Here is a 15,128-nt window from a genome sequence, read left to right on the forward strand (position 1 = left end):
GGCCGCCTCACCGGGTTCGCTGGCTCCGGCTCCGCCGCCCGCAGCGGCTCGCCACGGCAAAGCCATGCTGCCCAGGGCCAGCACAAGCACCGCCACCTGCCGCCGCCACGGCCGAGCCGCACGCCCGACCCGAACGCTCGGGCCGCGCTTCATGCCACCGTCTCCAGGAAGTAGCGCGTCATCGCCTCGGCATCGAAGCCGCCATGCAGGTGGAAGGGCGCCATGCCGTGCGCGTCGAACAGCGCATGCAGCGCGTCGCGCCGCGCGGCCACCGCGTCGCGCCACTGCGCGCGCAGCGGCTCGCGCATCCACAGGCTGCGCCGCACGCCGGTCTCCGCGTCGCTGACAGCGACCAGCGCACGCGCCGGCGGCGGCTCGGTCTCGGCCGGGTCCCAGACGATCATCGGCACCACGCAGGCCGGCGCCAGCAGGTCGAGCACCGCGTCGAGCCCGCCGAGATCCCAGTGGAAGTCGGACACCAGGAACACCAGCCCCTGGCGGCCCGACAGGCGCGTCGCCACGCGCTGCAGCGCCGCCGCGCCGTTGTGGCGCACGGTGTCGTGCTGCCAGGCGTTCTCGGAGCGGCAGCGGCGCAGCGCCTCGGCCATCGCGATGCCGGCGCCTCGGCTGTGGCGCGGCGGCATGAACAGGTCTTCGCGCTCCTCGTGGTCGAACGCCAGCAGGCCCACCGCGTCGCCGACGCGGAAGGCGCTGGGGCCGAGCGCCTCGACGAAGTCGGCGGCCACCTGCAGCTTGCTGCGCAGCGCGCCGAAGTGCATCGATGCCGACACATCGACCACCACGTGCACCGGCACCGCGACGCGCTGGCGCTGGATGCGCACCAGCCACTCCTGGCCCACGTCGCGCAGGCTGGCGCGCAGGTCAATGCGGCGCGGGTCGGGGTGGTCGAACAGCCGCCGGTGCGCGGCGAAACCCTGCCCCGAGCCGAGGCTGGAGCCTCGATGCGCACCGGGGCGCTGACCGCCGTAGCGCAGTGGCAGGCGGTAGTGGAATTCGTCGTGCGTCGGGCTCATCGGCGGCGGCGGTCGGCGCTCTCGGTTCAGGGGGCAGCCACGCGGTCCATGATCTTCTCGACCAGCGCCGGCGCCAGCTCGGCGCGCCGCAGCTCGTAGATCGGCGTGAAGAACACCCGGTGGCCCAGCACCGACGGCAGCACCGCGTGCACGTCGTCGGGCAGCAGGTGGTCGCGGCCCGCCAGCCACGCCACCACGCGCGCGGCGCGCATCAGCGCGCTCATGCCGCGCGGGCTGGCGCCGGCGAGGATCAGGCGCTTCATGTCCACACCCTCGAGGTGCACGCCGAAGCGCAGCGGGTCCTCGCTGGCCTCCCACAGGTCGAGCACGTAGCGCTCGATGGTCTCGCTGCTGCGCACGCTGGACTGGATCAGCGTGCCGATCTCGTTGAGCCGGTCGGCCGGCAGCAGCGCCGCGGGGACCTGCTCGATCAGCCGGTCGGCGTCGTGGAACGCGGTGTCGAACACCAGCGCGCGGCGGATGCCGCGGTCGGTGGGCTTGCTCATGTTGAGCTCGAACATGAAGCGGTCGCGCGCCGCCGATGCGAGTTCGAAGGTCTCTTCCTTCTCGACCTTGTTGCGGTCGGCGAACACCGTCATGTGCGGAAAGCGGTACTCGCGGTTGAAGGCCGACACGGTGCGCTCGGCCATCGCGCGCAGCAGCAGCGACTGCACCTGCGGGCGGGCGCGGTTGATCTCGTTGAAGAAGAAGGTGGTGAGGCCCTCGCCGTGGCGCAGCAGCGGGCCCGGATCGATGCGCGGCTTGCCCTCGGCGTCGACATAGGTGTGATAGATCAGGTCGCCGGGCATCAGGTCGACGGTGCCCTCGACGCGCTCGAAGTCGCCACCGATGGCGCGCGAGAACGCCCGCAGCACCGTGGTCTTGCCGACGCCGACGTCACCCTCGAGCAGCACGTGGCCGCGTGCGAAGGTCGCCACGTTGATCAGCCGGATCGTCTGCGGCTGGCCGATCACCGCGCGGGCGACCTCGGCCTCGACCCGCTGCGCGATCGATCGCCAGTCCTGAAGCTGTTCTGCTGAACTCATTTGCCCGCGCCGGTTGCCAACACAATGCCGCAGGGTGTCTCGGCGGCGGCCGGCGGTCTTGCCTGAGAGTGCACCCTAGGGTTCCCACTGAAGGATCAGCCGCCGATGGGCCACGACCGTGCGTTCTCCACCCTCCACCTGCCGCCGGGCCAGCGCGTCGCGCGCTGGACGGAGGCTGCCTCGGACCGCTTCGTCGAATCCCGCTTCAAGGTGCAGGACCCGGACCGCTTCGTCGCCTCGATGCTGCACCGCGACCTCGCCGAACTGTCGGTGACGCGCATCACCTCGGTCGGCCACGGCTTCAAGCACATCACCCGCTCGCAGCGCCAGGTGGCCCGCGCGCACGAGGACTTCTTCCTGGTCAGCGTGCAGCTCGAGGGTTCGTGCTGGATCGCGCAGGGCGGCCGCGAGACGCGGCTGGCGCCAGGGCAGTTCGCGATCTACGACACCCGGCGCCCCTACGAACTGCTGCTCGAAGAGGACTACCAGCAGGCCGTGCTGCGCATCCCCTGCGCCACGCTGATGGCGCGTGCGCCCGATTGCGATGCGCAGACGGCGCAGGCCATCTCGGCGGCCAGCAGCTCCGCACGACGGCTGATCCACCAGGTCCGCGAAGCCTGCCGTGGCACGCGCCTGTCGCGTCCGGCGCTGGCCGAGGCCTTGCTGGGCGCCGTCGGCGGCGGCCTGCGCGGCGACGCCGACAGCCGTGCAGCGACGCCGCATTCGCGCCGCACGCTGCTGGCGCGCATCAAGGCCCATGTGGTCGCCCACCTGGGTGATCCGCAGCTGTCGGTGCCGGGCATCGCCGCGGCGCTGGGGCTGTCGACCAGCTACCTGCACCAGCTGTTCCGCTCCGAGGGCAGCACGCTGGAACGCTGGATCTGGGCCCAGCGCCTGGCCGCCTGCGAACGCGCCCTGATCGACCCGCGCGCGGCGCGTCACACGCTGACGCAGATCGCCTACAGCCATGGCTTCAGCGATGCGGCGCATTTCAGCCGCAGCTCCAGCAGCGCTACGGCGCCTCGCCGCGCGAGTACCGCAAGTCGGCCGCCACGGTGCCCGCGGCCGGACCACGCGACTGACGCGCGCGCGCCGGCTCAGGCGATGCGCAGGCCGAGCGTGCGCTCGAGCCAGGCCTCGAGCACCGGTGACTCGAACCGGTCGTCGACGCAAGCGATGTACTGGTCGGGGCGCACCAGCACCATCGCGCGCCCGGTGACGCCGAGCGCGTCGAACAGCGCATCGGCACCCTGACCGGACGCGACGGCGTGCACATGGAACCAGCCGGGGCAGGCCCTTTCCAGCTGGGCGGCCCAGGTGGAAGCGCGCGCCTCCAGGCCCTCTCGCTCGCGCTGCAGCAGCAACACGTGAAAGCCCGGCGCCGCCAGCCAGGCGTAGACCGATGCCGACGGGTCCGCCAGTGGCGCGGCGATCTCGGCATACGGCAGGCGATCGCCGGCGCGCACCGTCATCGCCGCAGCCGCCGGCGTGACGCCCGGGCTTTGCGACAGGCGGCTGCCTCGGTAATGAATGCCGGTCTGCGAGATCACCCGGAACAGGCGCTTGCGCACCGCCGGCCGGGCCATCACGCGCGCCGCGATGCGCGGGAAGACGTGCAGCCTGAAGGCCCGCACCAGCGGGTTGGGACTGATGATGAACTGGAAGGCGCTGTCGGTCGTCTTCAGGAGCTGCTGCGCGACCGGCCAGCGCTCGGCGTGGTAGCTGTCGAGCAGGTCGTCGCGCGCACGGCCCTGCACCACCAATGCCAGCTTCCAGGCCAGGTTGCACACGTCCTGCAGGCCGGTGTTCATGCCCTGCGCGCCGACCGGGCTGTGCACGTGCGCGGCATCGCCGGCGACGAAGCAGTGCCCGGCCCGCAGGCGCTCCACGCAACGGTGGTGCACACGGTAGGACGAGAACCAGGCGGTCTCGCCGAAGCGCACCTCGATGTCCATCTGCGCGCGCACCGCCGCCTCGATGTCCTCGAAGCGCAGCACGGGCGCGTCGCCGCCGGCGTCGCGCGGCAGCGTGCCGATGACGCGGTAGCGCTGCTCGCCGGGCATCGGGAAGAACACCACGAAGGTCTCGCTCGACAGGCAGACCGTGAGCTCGCCGTGCGGCAGCGCCCAGTCGACGCGGGTGTCGGCCACGTAGAAGGCGTTCTCGTAGGTGCCGCCGGAGAACGGCAGGCCGAGCTGCTCGCGCACCGGGCTGCGGGCGCCGTCGCAGCCGACCAGCCAGTCGCAGTGCAGCGTCTCGCTGCGGCCGTCGGCGTGGCGCAGCGTGGCGACGGCACCGGTCGCGTCTTCGTTGCGCAGGTCGGCGAGCGAGGTCTGCCACTCCACGTCGCGGCCCGCGGCGCGCAGGGTCTGGTAGAGCAGCGCCTCGTTGCGGCTCTGCTCGAGGATCAGCAGGTAGGGAAACGGCGTCACCGCCTGGCCGATGTCGCCGAGCGGAATGCGCTGCACGCGCCGGCGCCCGACATAGATATTGCCCGCGAAGGTGGCCCGGCCCTGCGCCACGGCCTCGGCGGCGATGCCCATCGCGTCGAACAGCTCCAGCGTGCGGGCCTGCACGCCGAGGGCGCGCGATTCGCGGGTCGGGCCGGCCTTGCCGTCGACGATGCGGAACTCGACCCCGTGACGGGCCAGCTGGCAGGCGAGCATCAGGCCCGTGGGGCCTGCCCCGACGATGAGCACCGGCGTGTGGGACATGGCGCAGCCCTCCGTGCGCGCATCTTGCAACGAGGCAGCCCGGGCCGTCCAGCCCGCGCGCGCCGCCGCCGCGGACGGCCGCTCAGGCGGCCTGCTGCAGCGCCAGGCCGGCGTGCTCGCGCAGCGGGTGGAACACCACCTTGGGATGGCGGTCCTGCGTGAGGCGCAGGTCGTAGGGCGAGGTCATCAGGTAGGCCAGCGTGTCGGCCGCGTCGAGTGCGAGCTTGCTGGCGGCCTCGTCGGTGAACTTGCGCATCGCCGCGTCGTCGTCGCAGGTCACCCAGCGCGCGCCGTGGAAGCGGCTGCCGGTGAGGCGCACATCCACGCTGTACTCGGCCTTCAGGCGGTGCTGCACCACCTCGAACTGCAGCTGGCCGACCGCGCCCAGCAGCATCGAGCCGCCGACCGTGGGCCGGAACACCTGGATCGCGCCCTCCTCGCCGAGCTGCAGCAGGCCCTGCTGCAGCTGCTTGCTCTTCATCGGGTTGGCCAGCTCGACGGTCTGGAACAGCTCGGGCGCGAAGAACGGCAGGCCGGTGTAGGTGCCGAAACTCGCCGGCGCCTCGCTGTCGGTGATGGTGTCGCCGAGCTGCACGCCACCGTGGGTGGTGAAGCCGATGATGTCGCCCGCGTAGGCCTCCTCGACCGCCTCGCGCCGCTGCGACAGGAACGTGACCACCGAGGTGGGCCTCAGCTCCTTGGCGGTGCGCTGCACGCGCAGCTTCATGCCCGAGGTGTAGCGCCCGGAGTTGACGCGCACGAAGGCGATGCGGTCGCGGTGCGACGGGTCCATGTTGGCCTGTACCTTGAATACCACGCCGGAGAACCCGGCCGACTGCGGCGGCACCTCGTGCTCGCTGCCGTCGGCCCGCGTCACGTGGCGCGAGGCCGGCGGCGGCGCCAGGTCGACCAGCGCGTCCAGCACCTCCTGCACGCCGAAGTTGTTGACGCCGGAACCGAAGAACACCGGCGTCTGCTTCGCTGCCACGAAGGCCGCCTCGTCGAAGGCCGGTGCGGCGGCGGTCAGCAGTTCGATGTTCTGCTCGGCCAGCGCATAGTCGTGCCCGAAGCGGGCGCGCAGCGTGTCGGCCTGCGACAGCGGCACCACCTCGTCGCCCTCGTCGCTGCGCTTGTCGGCCCCGGCCTTGAAGAGACGCATCTGCTGCTTGCGCAGGTCGACGATGCCGCCGAAGGCCTTGCCCTGGCCTACCGGCCAGGTCATCGGCACGCAGGGCATGCCGAGCTCCTGCTCGATCTCGTCGAGCAGCTCCAGCGGCTCCTTGCCTTCGCGGTCCATCTTGTTGACGAAGGTGAGGATGGGCGTGTCGCGCTGGCGGCAGACCTCGATCAGCCGCCGGGTCTGCGGCTCGACACCGTTGGCCGCGTCGATCACCATCAGCGCGGCATCCACCGCGGTCAGCACGCGGTAGGTGTCTTCGGAGAAGTCCTTGTGGCCCGGGGTGTCGAGCAGGTTGATCACGCAGTCGCGGTAGAGCATCTGCATCACCGAGCTGGCGACCGAGATGCCGCGCTGCTTCTCGATCTCCATCCAGTCGGAGGTGGCATGGCGGCTGGCCTTGCGTGCCTTCACCGAGCCGGCGATATGGATCGCGCCCGAGAACAGCAGCAGCTTCTCGGTCAGCGTGGTCTTGCCGGCATCGGGGTGGGAAATGATCGCGAAGGTGCGCCTGCGCTGGACTTCATCGGCGATCTGAACGTTCGACATCACTTTCCCAATCTCGGCAGGTGCGCGGCCACGACCGCAGGGTCCCGGCGGCGCTGCGCGCGGCGGGCCGTGGCCTCTTTCCAGCACCGGGGTCCGCCCGGCGCGAGGCGCGATTTTAGGTGGAGGGCCTTGTCGCGCCCTGGGAGGGCTTGCGCCGGGGTCGGCTCAGGACGGGTCGGGGATCGCCGCCGCGAGGCGCGGCGCGGCCCAGTCGATGAACTGGCGCACCCGCGGCGACAGCAGGCGCGCGTGCGGGTAGACGAGCTGGATCGGCAGGTCGGGCGGCTCGAAGGCCGGCAGCAGGCGCAGCAGCCGCCCGTCGGCCAGCTCGTCGGCGACCTGATAGTGCAGCAACCGGGCGATGCCGAGGCCCTGCGTGCAGGCCAGGCTGGCGGCCCGCACCTGGTTGGCCACCAGCCGGGCCGAGACGGTCTGCGTGAGCGGCGCGCCCCGGTCCTGGAAGTGCCAGTGGCGCCCGTGCGGCGCGAAGGCGATGCAGGCCAGCCCGCGCAGCGCCGACGGGTGCGCGACCGGCCCGGCCTCGCGCAGGTAGGCGGGGCTAGCGCAGACCACCAGTCGCGTGCGGCCCAACGGCACCGCGACCATCGAGGAGTCGGGCAGGCGGCCGATGCGCAGCGCGAGGTCCAGGCCCTCGTCCAGCAGGTCGGCCACGCGGTCGGCCAGCGTCAGCTCGATGCGCATCGCGGGATGGGCGGCGAGGAAGGCGTTCACCAGCGGGGCGACGTGGCGCCGCCCGAACTCGACCGGCGCGGTCAGCCGCAGCAGGCCGCCGGGGCTGTGGCGGCGCGCGTCGAAGCCGTGCTCGACCGCGTCGAACTCGGCCAGGATGCGGCGGCTCCAGGCCAGGAACTCCGCGCCCTCGTCGGTCAGCGCCAGGCGCCGCGTGTTGCGGTTCAGCAGGCGCACGCCGAGGTGCCGCTCCAGCGCCGCCAGCGCGCGCACGACCGCCGCCGCGGGCGACTGGCCCGCGCCTCGGCGGCGGCGCTCAGGCTGCCGGCCTCGACGATGCGCACGAAGGTCGCCATGGCTTCAGCCGGTCCATCGCCCGCCTTTCGTCTGTGCGCCGGGCGCAATGGTGTTGTCAGCGCGACGGCATTGGCGCGGCACGGTCGGCTGCCGACACTGACGCTCATCGCCCGCCCCTCGCCGTCCGCCCCGATGAGCCTCGCCGCCGCCGTCTCCCCGCCCCGCGCCGCACCGGCCGAAGCGTCGCACGCGCCGGTCCGCCTCGTCGCTTACGACCACGTCGGCATCCGCGTCAGCGACCGCCGACGCGCGCTGGCCTTCTACGAAGCGCTGGGCTTCGTCGAGCGCGCCCGCTTCCCGGGCCACGAGGCCAACGAGATGGAGAGCGCCGACGGCGTGCGCATCAACCTGATCTTCAACGCGGCGCGCCGGCCGGGCGCACGCAACGCGCTGCTCGACGAGCCGGTCAAGCTGCCCGGCATCACCCACCCGGCCTTCGTGGTCGACGACCTGGCCGCGCTGCAGGACTGGCTGCAGCGGCAGGGCATCGCGATCACCGAAGGGCCGCGGCGGCTCGGCCCCCGCCGGATCGCGCTGTTCATCCGCGACCCGGACGGCAACGTCCTCGAATTCGACCAACTGATCCCCCAAGGAGACACGGCATGAAGCTCTACGACCTGGAACTGTCCGGCAACTGCTACAAGGTGCGGCTGTTCGCGGCGCTGGCGGGCATCGACCTGGAGATCGTGCCGGTCGACTTCCTCGGCGGCGCGCACAAGCGGCCGCCGCTGACCGACCTCAACCCCTGGGGCGAGCTGCCGATTCTGGTCGATGGCGAGCGGGTGCTGCGCGACTCGCAGGCGATCCTGGTGCACCTGGCGGGCAGCTACGGCGGCGCCGCCTGGTGGCCGGCCGAGGCGCCGCTGCAGGCCGAGATCGTGCAGTGGCTGTCGACCGCGGCCAACGAGATCCAGAACGGCCCCGCGTCGGCGCGGCTGGTCGACCGCTTCGGCTACACGCTCGACAAGGCCGACACGCTGGCCCGGGCGGCCCGCATCCTGCCGCTGCTCGATGCCCACCTGGCCGACCACGCCTGGCTGGCGATCGGCCGACCGACCATCGCCGACTGCGCGATGTACCCGTACGTCGCGCTGGCGCCGGAGGGCGGGATCGACCTCGCGCCGTACCGGCACATCGCGCGCTGGATCGAGCGCGTCCGCGCCCTGCCGGGCTACCGGGCGATGCCGGGCACCTGAGCACGGCGGCCGGCCCGAGACCCTGCCGCGAACCGGGGATGGCGGGCAGACCGGCTAGAATCCGCCCACTTTCGAGGAGCGTTGCAACTCCCGCCCGGGAGCCAGGCTCGAAAGTCATCCCCCGATGCAACGGCGCTCACCCGCAGGCCCCCGCCGCCGGTGAGCACACCCTCTCCTGCGGCGTCCTGCGGTTTCCTGAATCACGGAGACCCGTCCATGAGCGCCGTCCTCAAGCCCACCCCCACCCACGATCACCACGTTGCCGACCTGTCGCTCGCCGACTGGGGTCGCAAGGAAATCAAGATCGCCGAGACCGAGATGCCCGGCCTGATGGCGATCCGCCAGGAATTCGCCGCAAGCCAGCCTCTGAAGGGTGCGCGCATCACCGGCTCGTTGCACATGACGATCCAGACCGCGGTGCTGGTGGAAACGCTGCAGGCGCTGGGCGCGCAGGTGCGCTGGGCCTCGTGCAACATCTTCTCCACGCAGGACCACGCCGCCGCCGCGCTGGTGGCGGCCGGCACGCCGGTGTTCGCCTACAAGGGCGAGACGCTCACGGACTACTGGGACTACACCCACCGCATCTTCGACTTCGGCGCCAAGGGAACGGACGGCGAAGGCCCAAACATGATCCTCGACGACGGCGGCGACGCGACGCTGCTGATGCACCTGGGCCAGAAGGCCGAGAAGGACCCGTCGGTGATTTCCAAGCCCACCAGCGAAGAGGAGACCTGCCTGTTCGCCGCGATCAAGGCCAAGCTGGCGCAGGACCCGACCTGGTACACGCGCAAGAGCGCCCAGATCATCGGCGTGACCGAGGAAACCACCACCGGCGTGCACCGCCTGAACGAGATGAGCGCGAAGGGCACGCTGCTGTTCCGCGCAATCAACGTCAACGACTCGGTGACCAAGAGCAAGTTCGACAACCTGTACGGCTGCCGCGAGTCGCTGGTCGACAGCATCAAGCGCGCGACCGACGTGATGATCGCCGGCAAGGTCGCCTGCGTGGCCGGCTACGGCGACGTGGGCAAGGGCTCGGCGCAGGCGCTGCGCGCGCTGAGCGCCCAGGTGTGGGTGACCGAGATCGACCCGATCAACGCACTGCAGGCCGCGATGGAAGGCTACAAGGTCGTGACGATGGAGTACGCCGCCGACAAGGCCGACATCTTCGTCAGCGCCACCGGCAACAAGAACGTGATCCGCTACGAGCACATGGCGGCGATGAAGGACGAGGCCATCGTCTGCAACATCGGCCACTTCGATAACGAGATCGACGTCGCCTCGCTCGAGAAGCTGAAGTGGGACGAGATCAAGCCGCAGGTCGACCACGTCGTCTTCCCGGACGGCAAGAAGATCACGCTGCTGGCCAAGGGCCGCCTCGTGAACCTGGGCTGCGCCACCGGACACCCGAGCTTCGTGATGAGCTCGTCGTTCGCCAACCAGACCATCGCGCAGATCGAGCTCTTCACGAAGAGCGCCGACTACCAGGCCGGCAAGGTCTACGTGCTGCCCAAGCACCTGGACGAGAAGGTGGCGCGCCTGCACCTGAAGAAGGTCGGCGCGATGCTGACCGAGCTGACTGACGAGCAGGCTGCGTACATCGGTGTCAGCAAGTCCGGTCCGTACAAGGCCGACACCTATCGGTATTGACACCCACCCCCGTTGCGGCTGCGCCGCTCCCCCTCGAAAGGGGCGACGCTGGCGGGCCGGCGGAGCCGGACCCGCGGCGTCCACTCGGTTCTATCTCATGCCAAGAGTTGATCAGTTGATTGTCCAGCGTGGGCTTGCGCCGACGCGTTCGGCGGCGCAGCGGTTGATCGACCGTGGCGCGGTCGAGCGGCGCGCGGCGGTCGACTGGGTGCGGCTGCGCAAATCCGGCGAGGACCTGCCGGAGGCCACCGAGCTGCGCATCACCGACGACGCCGAACTGCGCTGGGTGTCGCGCGCCGGGCTCAAGCTCGACGGCGCGCTGGCGCAGTGCGGCCTGGCGGTGACCGGCGTGACCGCGCTCGACGTCGGCCAGAGCACCGGCGGCTTCACCGAGGTGCTGCTGGCGCACGGCGCGGCGCACGTGGTGGGCGTCGATGTCGGTCGCGGCCAGCTGCATCCCTCGCTGCGCGGGCATGCGCAGGTCACCGTCCTCGAAGGCATCAACGCCCGCGGCCTGACGCGCGAGGCGCTGGGCACGGCCATGCCGGCCGGCGGCTTCGGCCTGGTCGTCGCCGACCTGAGCTTCATCCCGCTGACCACCGTGCTGCCGGCACTGGTGCCGCTGCTCGCGGCCGACGGCCACCTGCTCGCGCTGGTCAAGCCGCAGTTCGAGCTGCAGCCCAAGGACATCGGCAAGGGCGGCCTGGTGAAGAGCGCCGCCTCCTACGCCGAGGTGCAGCGCAAGCTGCGGGCCACCTGCGGCGAACTGGGCCTGGACGTGACGGCGTGGCTGGACAGCGTGGTCGCCGGCGGCGACGGGAACCGCGAATTTTTCATCTGTGCCGTGCCTGCGGGCCGGCGGCTGGAGTCAGACACATGAGCGACACACCTTCCCTGAAGCTGCCGGTGCCGGTGAGCTTCGAGTTCTTCCCGCCCAACACCGAGGCCGGCAGCGAGAAGCTGAAGACCGTGGTGCGCGAGCTGGGCAGCGCGGCCCCCGAGTTCTTCAGCGTGACCTACGGTGCCGGCGGCTCGACGCGGGACCGCACGCTGTCGACGGTGCGCGACATCGCCGCACTGGGTTTCGAGGCGGCGCCGCACCTGTCGTGCGTCGGCTCGACGCGCGCCGGCATCGCCGAGATCCTGGCCTCCTACCGCGCGCAGAACATCCGGCGCCTGGTCGCGCTGCGCGGCGACCTGCCGAGCGGCACCGCGACGGCCGGCGAGTTCCGCTACGCGAACGAGCTGATCGCCTTCGTGCGCGAGACCCAGGGCACCGACCTGCGCATCGAGGTGGCCGCCTACCCCGAGTACCACCCGCAGCAGCGCTACGCGCGGCGCGACCTGCAGCACTTCGCCAACAAGATGAAGGCCGGCGCCGACGCGGCGATCACGCAGTTCTTCTACAACCCCGACGCCTACTTCCATTTCCTCGACGAGGTGCGCGCGCTGGGTGTCGACGCGCCGATCGTGCCGGGCATCATGCCGTTCCACAACTACGCGCGCATCGCGCAGTTCGCGATGCGCGACGGCATCGAGATCCCGCGCTGGGTGGCCCTGAAGATGGAGGGCTACATGGACGACGCCGCGTCGATCCGCGCCTTCGGCATCGAGGTGGTGTCGCGGCTGTGCGAGCGGCTGATCGCCGGCGGTGCCCCGGCCATCCACTTCTACACGCTCAACCAGTCGGCGCTGACGCTGGAGGTCTGCCGCCGGCTCGCGTCGGCGCGCGGCTGAAACGCGCGCGGCGCGCTCAGACCACGCGCACTGCCGCCGGGTCGAAGTCGGGCTTCGGCGGCTTGAGCTTCATGCCCGCCAGCGCCTGCGCGACCAGCGTCGCGATCATCAGGTTGCGGTTGCTCTTGCTGTCGGCCGGCACCACGTGCCAGGGCGCGCAGGCGGTCGAGGTGGCCGCCAGCGCGGTTTCGTAGGCGGCCAGGTAGGCCCTCCACTTCGAGCGCGTCTCGAGGTCGCCGACCTGGAATTTCCAGCGCTTGGCGGGGTCGTCCAGACGCGCCTGCAGCCGTTCGCGCTGCTCGTCCTTCGAGATGTGCAGGAAGCACTTGACGAGGGTCGTGCCGCTGTCGTGCAGCAGGCGCTCGAAGGCGTTGATGTGGGCCAGCCGGCGTTGGCGCTCGGCGGCGTCGATCCAGCCTTCGACGAAGGGCACCAGCACGTCTTCGTAATGGCTGCGGTTGAACACCACCACCTCGCCGGCGCGCGGCACCACCGCATGCACGCGCCACAGGAAGTCGTGCGCGCGCTCCACCTCGGTGGGCGCCTTGAAGGCCGCCACGCGCACGCCGAGCGGGCTGCACTGGCGGAACACCGAGCGCGCGGTGCCGTCCTTGCCCGAGGTGTCCATGCCCTGCAGCACCAGCAGCAGCTTGGGCGGTCGGCCGGCACTGCCGTTGGCGTAGAGCAGGTCCTGCAGGCGGTCGATCTCGATCGCCAGTTCGGCGAGCCGCGCATCGTCGGCCTCGCGGCTGCTGCTGGCGGCCGGCCGCGCACCGGGGTCGATGTCCTTGAGCCGCAGCTTGCGGCCGACGCGGTAGGTCTTCAGGTAGGCGGTCGAGCGGGCCATCGCGACTCCTGGGAAGGCGGTGCGGCGACTGTAGCGCCGCGTGCACACCGCGACGCGTCGGGTTGATCTGCCTCAGAAAGCCGCAGCGGCTTCAACGCTGCGCGCCCGCGCGCTTGAGCCAACGCAAGCCGCGGCGTCCCGCCACGCACTGCAATGCACGGGCGGGAAGCTCCCCGTGCATTCCGGAGTGAAGCTCATCATGAAGAAGAAGACCCTCGCCGCCCTCGCCCTCGCCGCCCTCGGTGGCGCCGCGGCCGCCGCACCGACCGGCGGCGACTGGCTGGTGCGCGTGCGCGCGCTGCACCTCGACCCGGCCAACAAGGACAGCACCGGCGTCGGCCTGGCCATCGACAGCAAGACCTTCCCCGAACTCGACATCAGCTACTTCTTCACGCCGAACTGGGCCGCCGAACTGGTGCTGACCTATCCGCAGAAGCAGGACGTGAGTGCCTCCGGCACGCGCATCGGCAGCCTCAAGCACCTGCCGCCGACGCTGTCGCTGCAGTACCACTTCCTGCCCGGCGCGGCGGTCCAGCCCTACCTCGGCGCGGGCATCAACTACACGCGCTTCTCGTCGGTCGACTTGCCGGCGCCGTTCAGCATCGAGAAGAACAGCGTGGGCCTGTCGGTGGGTGCCGGCGTGGACGTGCCGCTCGGCGACCGGCTGGTGCTGAACCTGGATGTAAAGAAGGTGCAGATCCGCACCGACGTGTCGGCTGCGGGGGTGAAGGCGGGGACCTTCAAGGTCGACCCGGTGCTGTTCGGCGTCGGGCTCGGCTGGCGCTTCTGAGGCGGCGCGCGATCAGTCTTCGCGCGACCAGGCGACGCCGTCCTCGGTGAGCATGGCGTCGAGCGGGATGTCGTGCGGCTCGCCCTCGAGCCAGTCGATGTAGCCGTGCCGGTAGCCGATGCCGACCGTGAACGGCCGCGGCTCCAGGGCCGCCAGCGTGCGGTCGTAGAAGCCGCCGCCGTAGCCGAGCCGCAGGCCCTTCGGGCCGAAGCCGACGCAGGGCACCAGCAACAGCGTCGGCATCACGAGGTCGGTGCCCTTGGGCTTGGGGGATGTCGTAGGCATCCTCCTCCATCGGGCAGCCGGGGTACCACTGGTGGAAGCGCAGCTGCTTGGTCTGGCGGTTCATCACCGGCAGGCCGATCCGGCGCGGCGGGCCCTCGCCGGTACCGTGTCCGGCACCCTCGGTCCAGCGGTGCAGCGACGGCAGGGGATCGAACTCGCCCTTGATGGCCCAGTATGCGCCGACCGTCACGTCCTCGCGCTGCGTGAGCCACACCCGCAGCACGCCCTGCAGCTGTTCGGCACGCTCCAGGCGATCGGTCAGGCTCTGCCGCTCGGCCTGCAGCATGCGACGCAGTTGCGCCTTGTCCGGCCGGCTCATCGGGTCGTAGGGCAGGGTCATGGGCGGGTCCGTGGCGGGCTGGCGTGGCGTGTCATCGAGGCAGCCCGGATTTTGCCCCGCAGGATGGCCTGCGCCCCAAGGTCGCTGCCTACACTGTGGCAATGGCCCCACCCCGCGACGAATTTGCTGCGCACTGCGTCGAGTTGCTGTCATCCGTGGGACCGGCGCATGCGAAGCGCATGTTCGGTGGCCACGGCCTCTACCTCGACGGGCTGATGATCGGTCTGATCGCCGCCGACCAGCTCTACCTCAAGACCGACGCGCAGACGTTGCCGCAGTGGCGAGACGCCGGCGGGCGGGCCTTCGTCTACGAAAGTTCGCGCGCCGGCGTGGTGCGGACCGCCACCATGAGCTACTGGACGCCGCCCGACGAGGCGACCGAGTCACCCGATGCGCTGCGACCCTGGGCCCGGCTGGCGCTGGAGGCGGCGTTGCGCGCCCAGGCGGCGCGGGTCCGCAAGCCCGCCGCCGCACCACGCCGCCGCAAGCCGGCCCGGTAGGCCGACGCGGTCGCCGGATGCCTCAGGCCGCCGGCTCTTCCAGCACCTCGAAACTGGCCACCGACCAACCCTCGGCCAGCACCTCGGTGCCGGCCGGCAGGCGCAGGCTCTGGCCGGCCGCGAGCCACCAGTCTTCCGGGATCTGCCCGCCGAGACGGCCCTCGGCGGTCACCCAGAGCCGGCCTTCGCGCAGCCGCAGCCAGCGGGTGTGCGCGC

At 71.3% G+C, this 15,128-nt stretch carries 14 protein-coding genes, 2 pseudogenes and 1 riboswitch; of the genes and pseudogenes, 8 read left to right on the forward strand and 8 right to left on the reverse strand.

Features of this window, described 5'->3' with window-relative positions; translation table 11 throughout:
* Positions 1 to 149 precede the first annotated feature (149 nt).
* Positions 150 to 1,034 carry a DUF58 domain-containing protein gene (locus Y694_RS14290; RefSeq protein WP_011830853.1) on the reverse strand — a complete coding sequence of 295 codons (885 nt, stop codon included), beginning with the start codon at positions 1,032 to 1,034 and terminating at the stop codon, positions 150 to 152.
* A 26-nt stretch (positions 1,035 to 1,060) separates the two neighbouring features.
* The gene (locus Y694_RS14295) at positions 1,061 to 2,080 is read right to left on the reverse strand and encodes a MoxR family ATPase (protein WP_036233563.1); all 1,020 of its coding nucleotides are present in this window, start codon (positions 2,078 to 2,080) and stop codon (positions 1,061 to 1,063) included.
* Between the two features lie 105 nt (positions 2,081 to 2,185).
* Between Y694_RS14295 and Y694_RS23525 the strand changes: the two genes are divergently transcribed.
* A complete protein-coding gene (locus tag Y694_RS23525) occupies positions 2,186 to 3,334 on the forward strand; it encodes a helix-turn-helix domain-containing protein (protein WP_081782250.1) in 1,149 nt (382 codons plus the stop codon).
* A gap of 434 nt (positions 3,335 to 3,768) precedes the next feature.
* Here Y694_RS23525 and Y694_RS26525 read toward each other — a convergent pair.
* The 3 genes and pseudogenes from Y694_RS26525 to Y694_RS14310 all read right to left on the reverse strand — a co-directional run.
* Positions 3,769 to 4,794 (reverse strand): annotated as a pseudogene (locus Y694_RS26525) (FAD-dependent monooxygenase); the annotation flags it as partial.
* Between the two features lie 82 nt (positions 4,795 to 4,876).
* Positions 4,877 to 6,520 carry a peptide chain release factor 3 gene (locus Y694_RS14305; protein WP_011830858.1) on the reverse strand — a complete coding sequence of 548 codons (1,644 nt, stop codon included), beginning with the start codon at positions 6,518 to 6,520 and terminating at the stop codon, positions 4,877 to 4,879.
* Between the two features lie 165 nt (positions 6,521 to 6,685).
* Positions 6,686 to 7,483: a LysR substrate-binding domain-containing protein gene (locus Y694_RS14310; protein ID WP_231497700.1), complete on the reverse strand. Its 798-nt coding sequence runs from the start codon at positions 7,481 to 7,483 to the stop codon at positions 6,686 to 6,688.
* A gap of 216 nt (positions 7,484 to 7,699) precedes the next feature.
* Between Y694_RS14310 and Y694_RS14315 the strand changes: the two genes are divergently transcribed.
* From Y694_RS14315 to metF, 5 genes are all read left to right on the forward strand, one after another.
* Positions 7,700 to 8,173, forward strand: coding sequence for a VOC family protein (locus Y694_RS14315; RefSeq protein ID WP_036233569.1), 474 nt, complete (start codon positions 7,700 to 7,702; stop codon positions 8,171 to 8,173).
* Positions 8,170 to 8,763 carry a glutathione S-transferase family protein gene (locus Y694_RS14320; RefSeq protein WP_036233572.1) on the forward strand — a complete coding sequence of 198 codons (594 nt, stop codon included), beginning with the start codon at positions 8,170 to 8,172 and terminating at the stop codon, positions 8,761 to 8,763. Before Y694_RS14315 ends, Y694_RS14320 begins: the two co-directional genes overlap by 4 nt.
* A 67-nt stretch (positions 8,764 to 8,830) precedes the next feature.
* A riboswitch (S-adenosyl-L-homocysteine riboswitch) is annotated at positions 8,831 to 8,908 on the forward strand.
* A gap of 71 nt (positions 8,909 to 8,979) precedes the next feature.
* A complete protein-coding gene (gene ahcY / locus Y694_RS14325; protein ID WP_036233574.1) occupies positions 8,980 to 10,413 on the forward strand; it encodes an adenosylhomocysteinase in 1,434 nt (477 codons plus the stop codon).
* Between the two features lie 97 nt (positions 10,414 to 10,510).
* Entirely contained in the window at positions 10,511 to 11,293 is a 783-nt protein-coding gene (locus Y694_RS14330) for a TlyA family RNA methyltransferase (RefSeq protein WP_036233577.1), read from the forward strand.
* On the forward strand, positions 11,290 to 12,150 hold the full coding sequence (metF, locus tag Y694_RS14335) for a methylenetetrahydrofolate reductase [NAD(P)H] (RefSeq protein ID WP_036233580.1): 861 nt from the start codon (positions 11,290 to 11,292) through the stop codon (positions 12,148 to 12,150). Before Y694_RS14330 ends, metF begins: the two co-directional genes overlap by 4 nt.
* A 16-nt stretch (positions 12,151 to 12,166) precedes the next feature.
* Here the strand turns inward: metF and Y694_RS14340 are convergent, their stop codons facing one another.
* A complete protein-coding gene (locus Y694_RS14340; RefSeq protein WP_036233583.1) occupies positions 12,167 to 12,997 on the reverse strand; it encodes a polyphosphate kinase 2 family protein in 831 nt (276 codons plus the stop codon).
* 199 nt (positions 12,998 to 13,196) lie between these two features.
* Here Y694_RS14340 and Y694_RS14345 point away from each other — a divergent pair, with 199 nt between their 5' ends.
* Positions 13,197 to 13,787, forward strand: a complete 591-nt coding sequence (locus tag Y694_RS14345; RefSeq protein WP_036233585.1) for an OmpW family protein — start codon at positions 13,197 to 13,199, stop codon at positions 13,785 to 13,787.
* A 12-nt stretch (positions 13,788 to 13,799) separates the two neighbouring features.
* Here the strand turns inward: Y694_RS14345 and Y694_RS14350 are convergent.
* A pseudogene (locus tag Y694_RS14350) lies at positions 13,800 to 14,412 on the reverse strand (5-formyltetrahydrofolate cyclo-ligase).
* Positions 14,413 to 14,513: 101 nt separating this feature from the next.
* Between Y694_RS14350 and Y694_RS14355 the strand changes: the two are divergent.
* On the forward strand, positions 14,514 to 14,912 hold the full coding sequence (locus Y694_RS14355) for a TfoX/Sxy family protein (protein ID WP_036233588.1): 399 nt from the start codon (positions 14,514 to 14,516) through the stop codon (positions 14,910 to 14,912).
* A 22-nt stretch (positions 14,913 to 14,934) separates the two neighbouring features.
* Here the strand turns inward: Y694_RS14355 and Y694_RS14360 are convergent.
* Positions 14,935 to 15,128: DUF2917 domain-containing protein (locus tag Y694_RS14360; protein WP_036233590.1), on the reverse strand; the 194-nt coding region annotated here is incomplete at its 5' end.

Source organism: Methylibium sp. T29-B, assembly GCF_000576225.1.
In the GTDB taxonomy this organism is placed as follows: Bacteria; Pseudomonadota; Gammaproteobacteria; order Burkholderiales; family Burkholderiaceae_C; genus Methylibium; species Methylibium petroleiphilum.

Bases quoted from the DNA above. Each gene is read 5' to 3' on its own strand.
- Y694_RS14295 (WP_036233563.1), bottom strand. From the start codon at position 2,080: ATGAGTTCAGCAGAACAGCTTCAGGACTGGCGATCGATCGCGCAGCGG.
- Y694_RS14305 (WP_011830858.1), bottom strand. From the start codon at position 6,520: ATGTCGAACGTTCAGATCGCCGATGAAGTCCAGCGCAGGCGCACCTTC.
- Y694_RS14320 (WP_036233572.1), top strand. From the start codon at position 8,170: ATGAAGCTCTACGACCTGGAACTGTCCGGCAACTGCTACAAGGTGCGG.
- ahcY (WP_036233574.1), top strand. From the start codon at position 8,980: ATGAGCGCCGTCCTCAAGCCCACCCCCACCCACGATCACCACGTTGCC.
- metF (WP_036233580.1), top strand. From the start codon at position 11,290: ATGAGCGACACACCTTCCCTGAAGCTGCCGGTGCCGGTGAGCTTCGAG.
- Y694_RS14355 (WP_036233588.1), top strand. From the start codon at position 14,514: ATGGCCCCACCCCGCGACGAATTTGCTGCGCACTGCGTCGAGTTGCTG.
- Y694_RS23525 (WP_081782250.1), top strand. From the start codon at position 2,186: ATGGGCCACGACCGTGCGTTCTCCACCCTCCACCTGCCGCCGGGCCAG.
- Y694_RS14315 (WP_036233569.1), top strand. From the start codon at position 7,700: ATGAGCCTCGCCGCCGCCGTCTCCCCGCCCCGCGCCGCACCGGCCGAA.
- Y694_RS14345 (WP_036233585.1), top strand. From the start codon at position 13,197: ATGAAGAAGAAGACCCTCGCCGCCCTCGCCCTCGCCGCCCTCGGTGGC.
- Y694_RS14290 (WP_011830853.1), bottom strand. From the start codon at position 1,034: ATGAGCCCGACGCACGACGAATTCCACTACCGCCTGCCACTGCGCTAC.
- Y694_RS14340 (WP_036233583.1), bottom strand. From the start codon at position 12,997: ATGGCCCGCTCGACCGCCTACCTGAAGACCTACCGCGTCGGCCGCAAG.
- Y694_RS14330 (WP_036233577.1), top strand. From the start codon at position 10,511: ATGCCAAGAGTTGATCAGTTGATTGTCCAGCGTGGGCTTGCGCCGACG.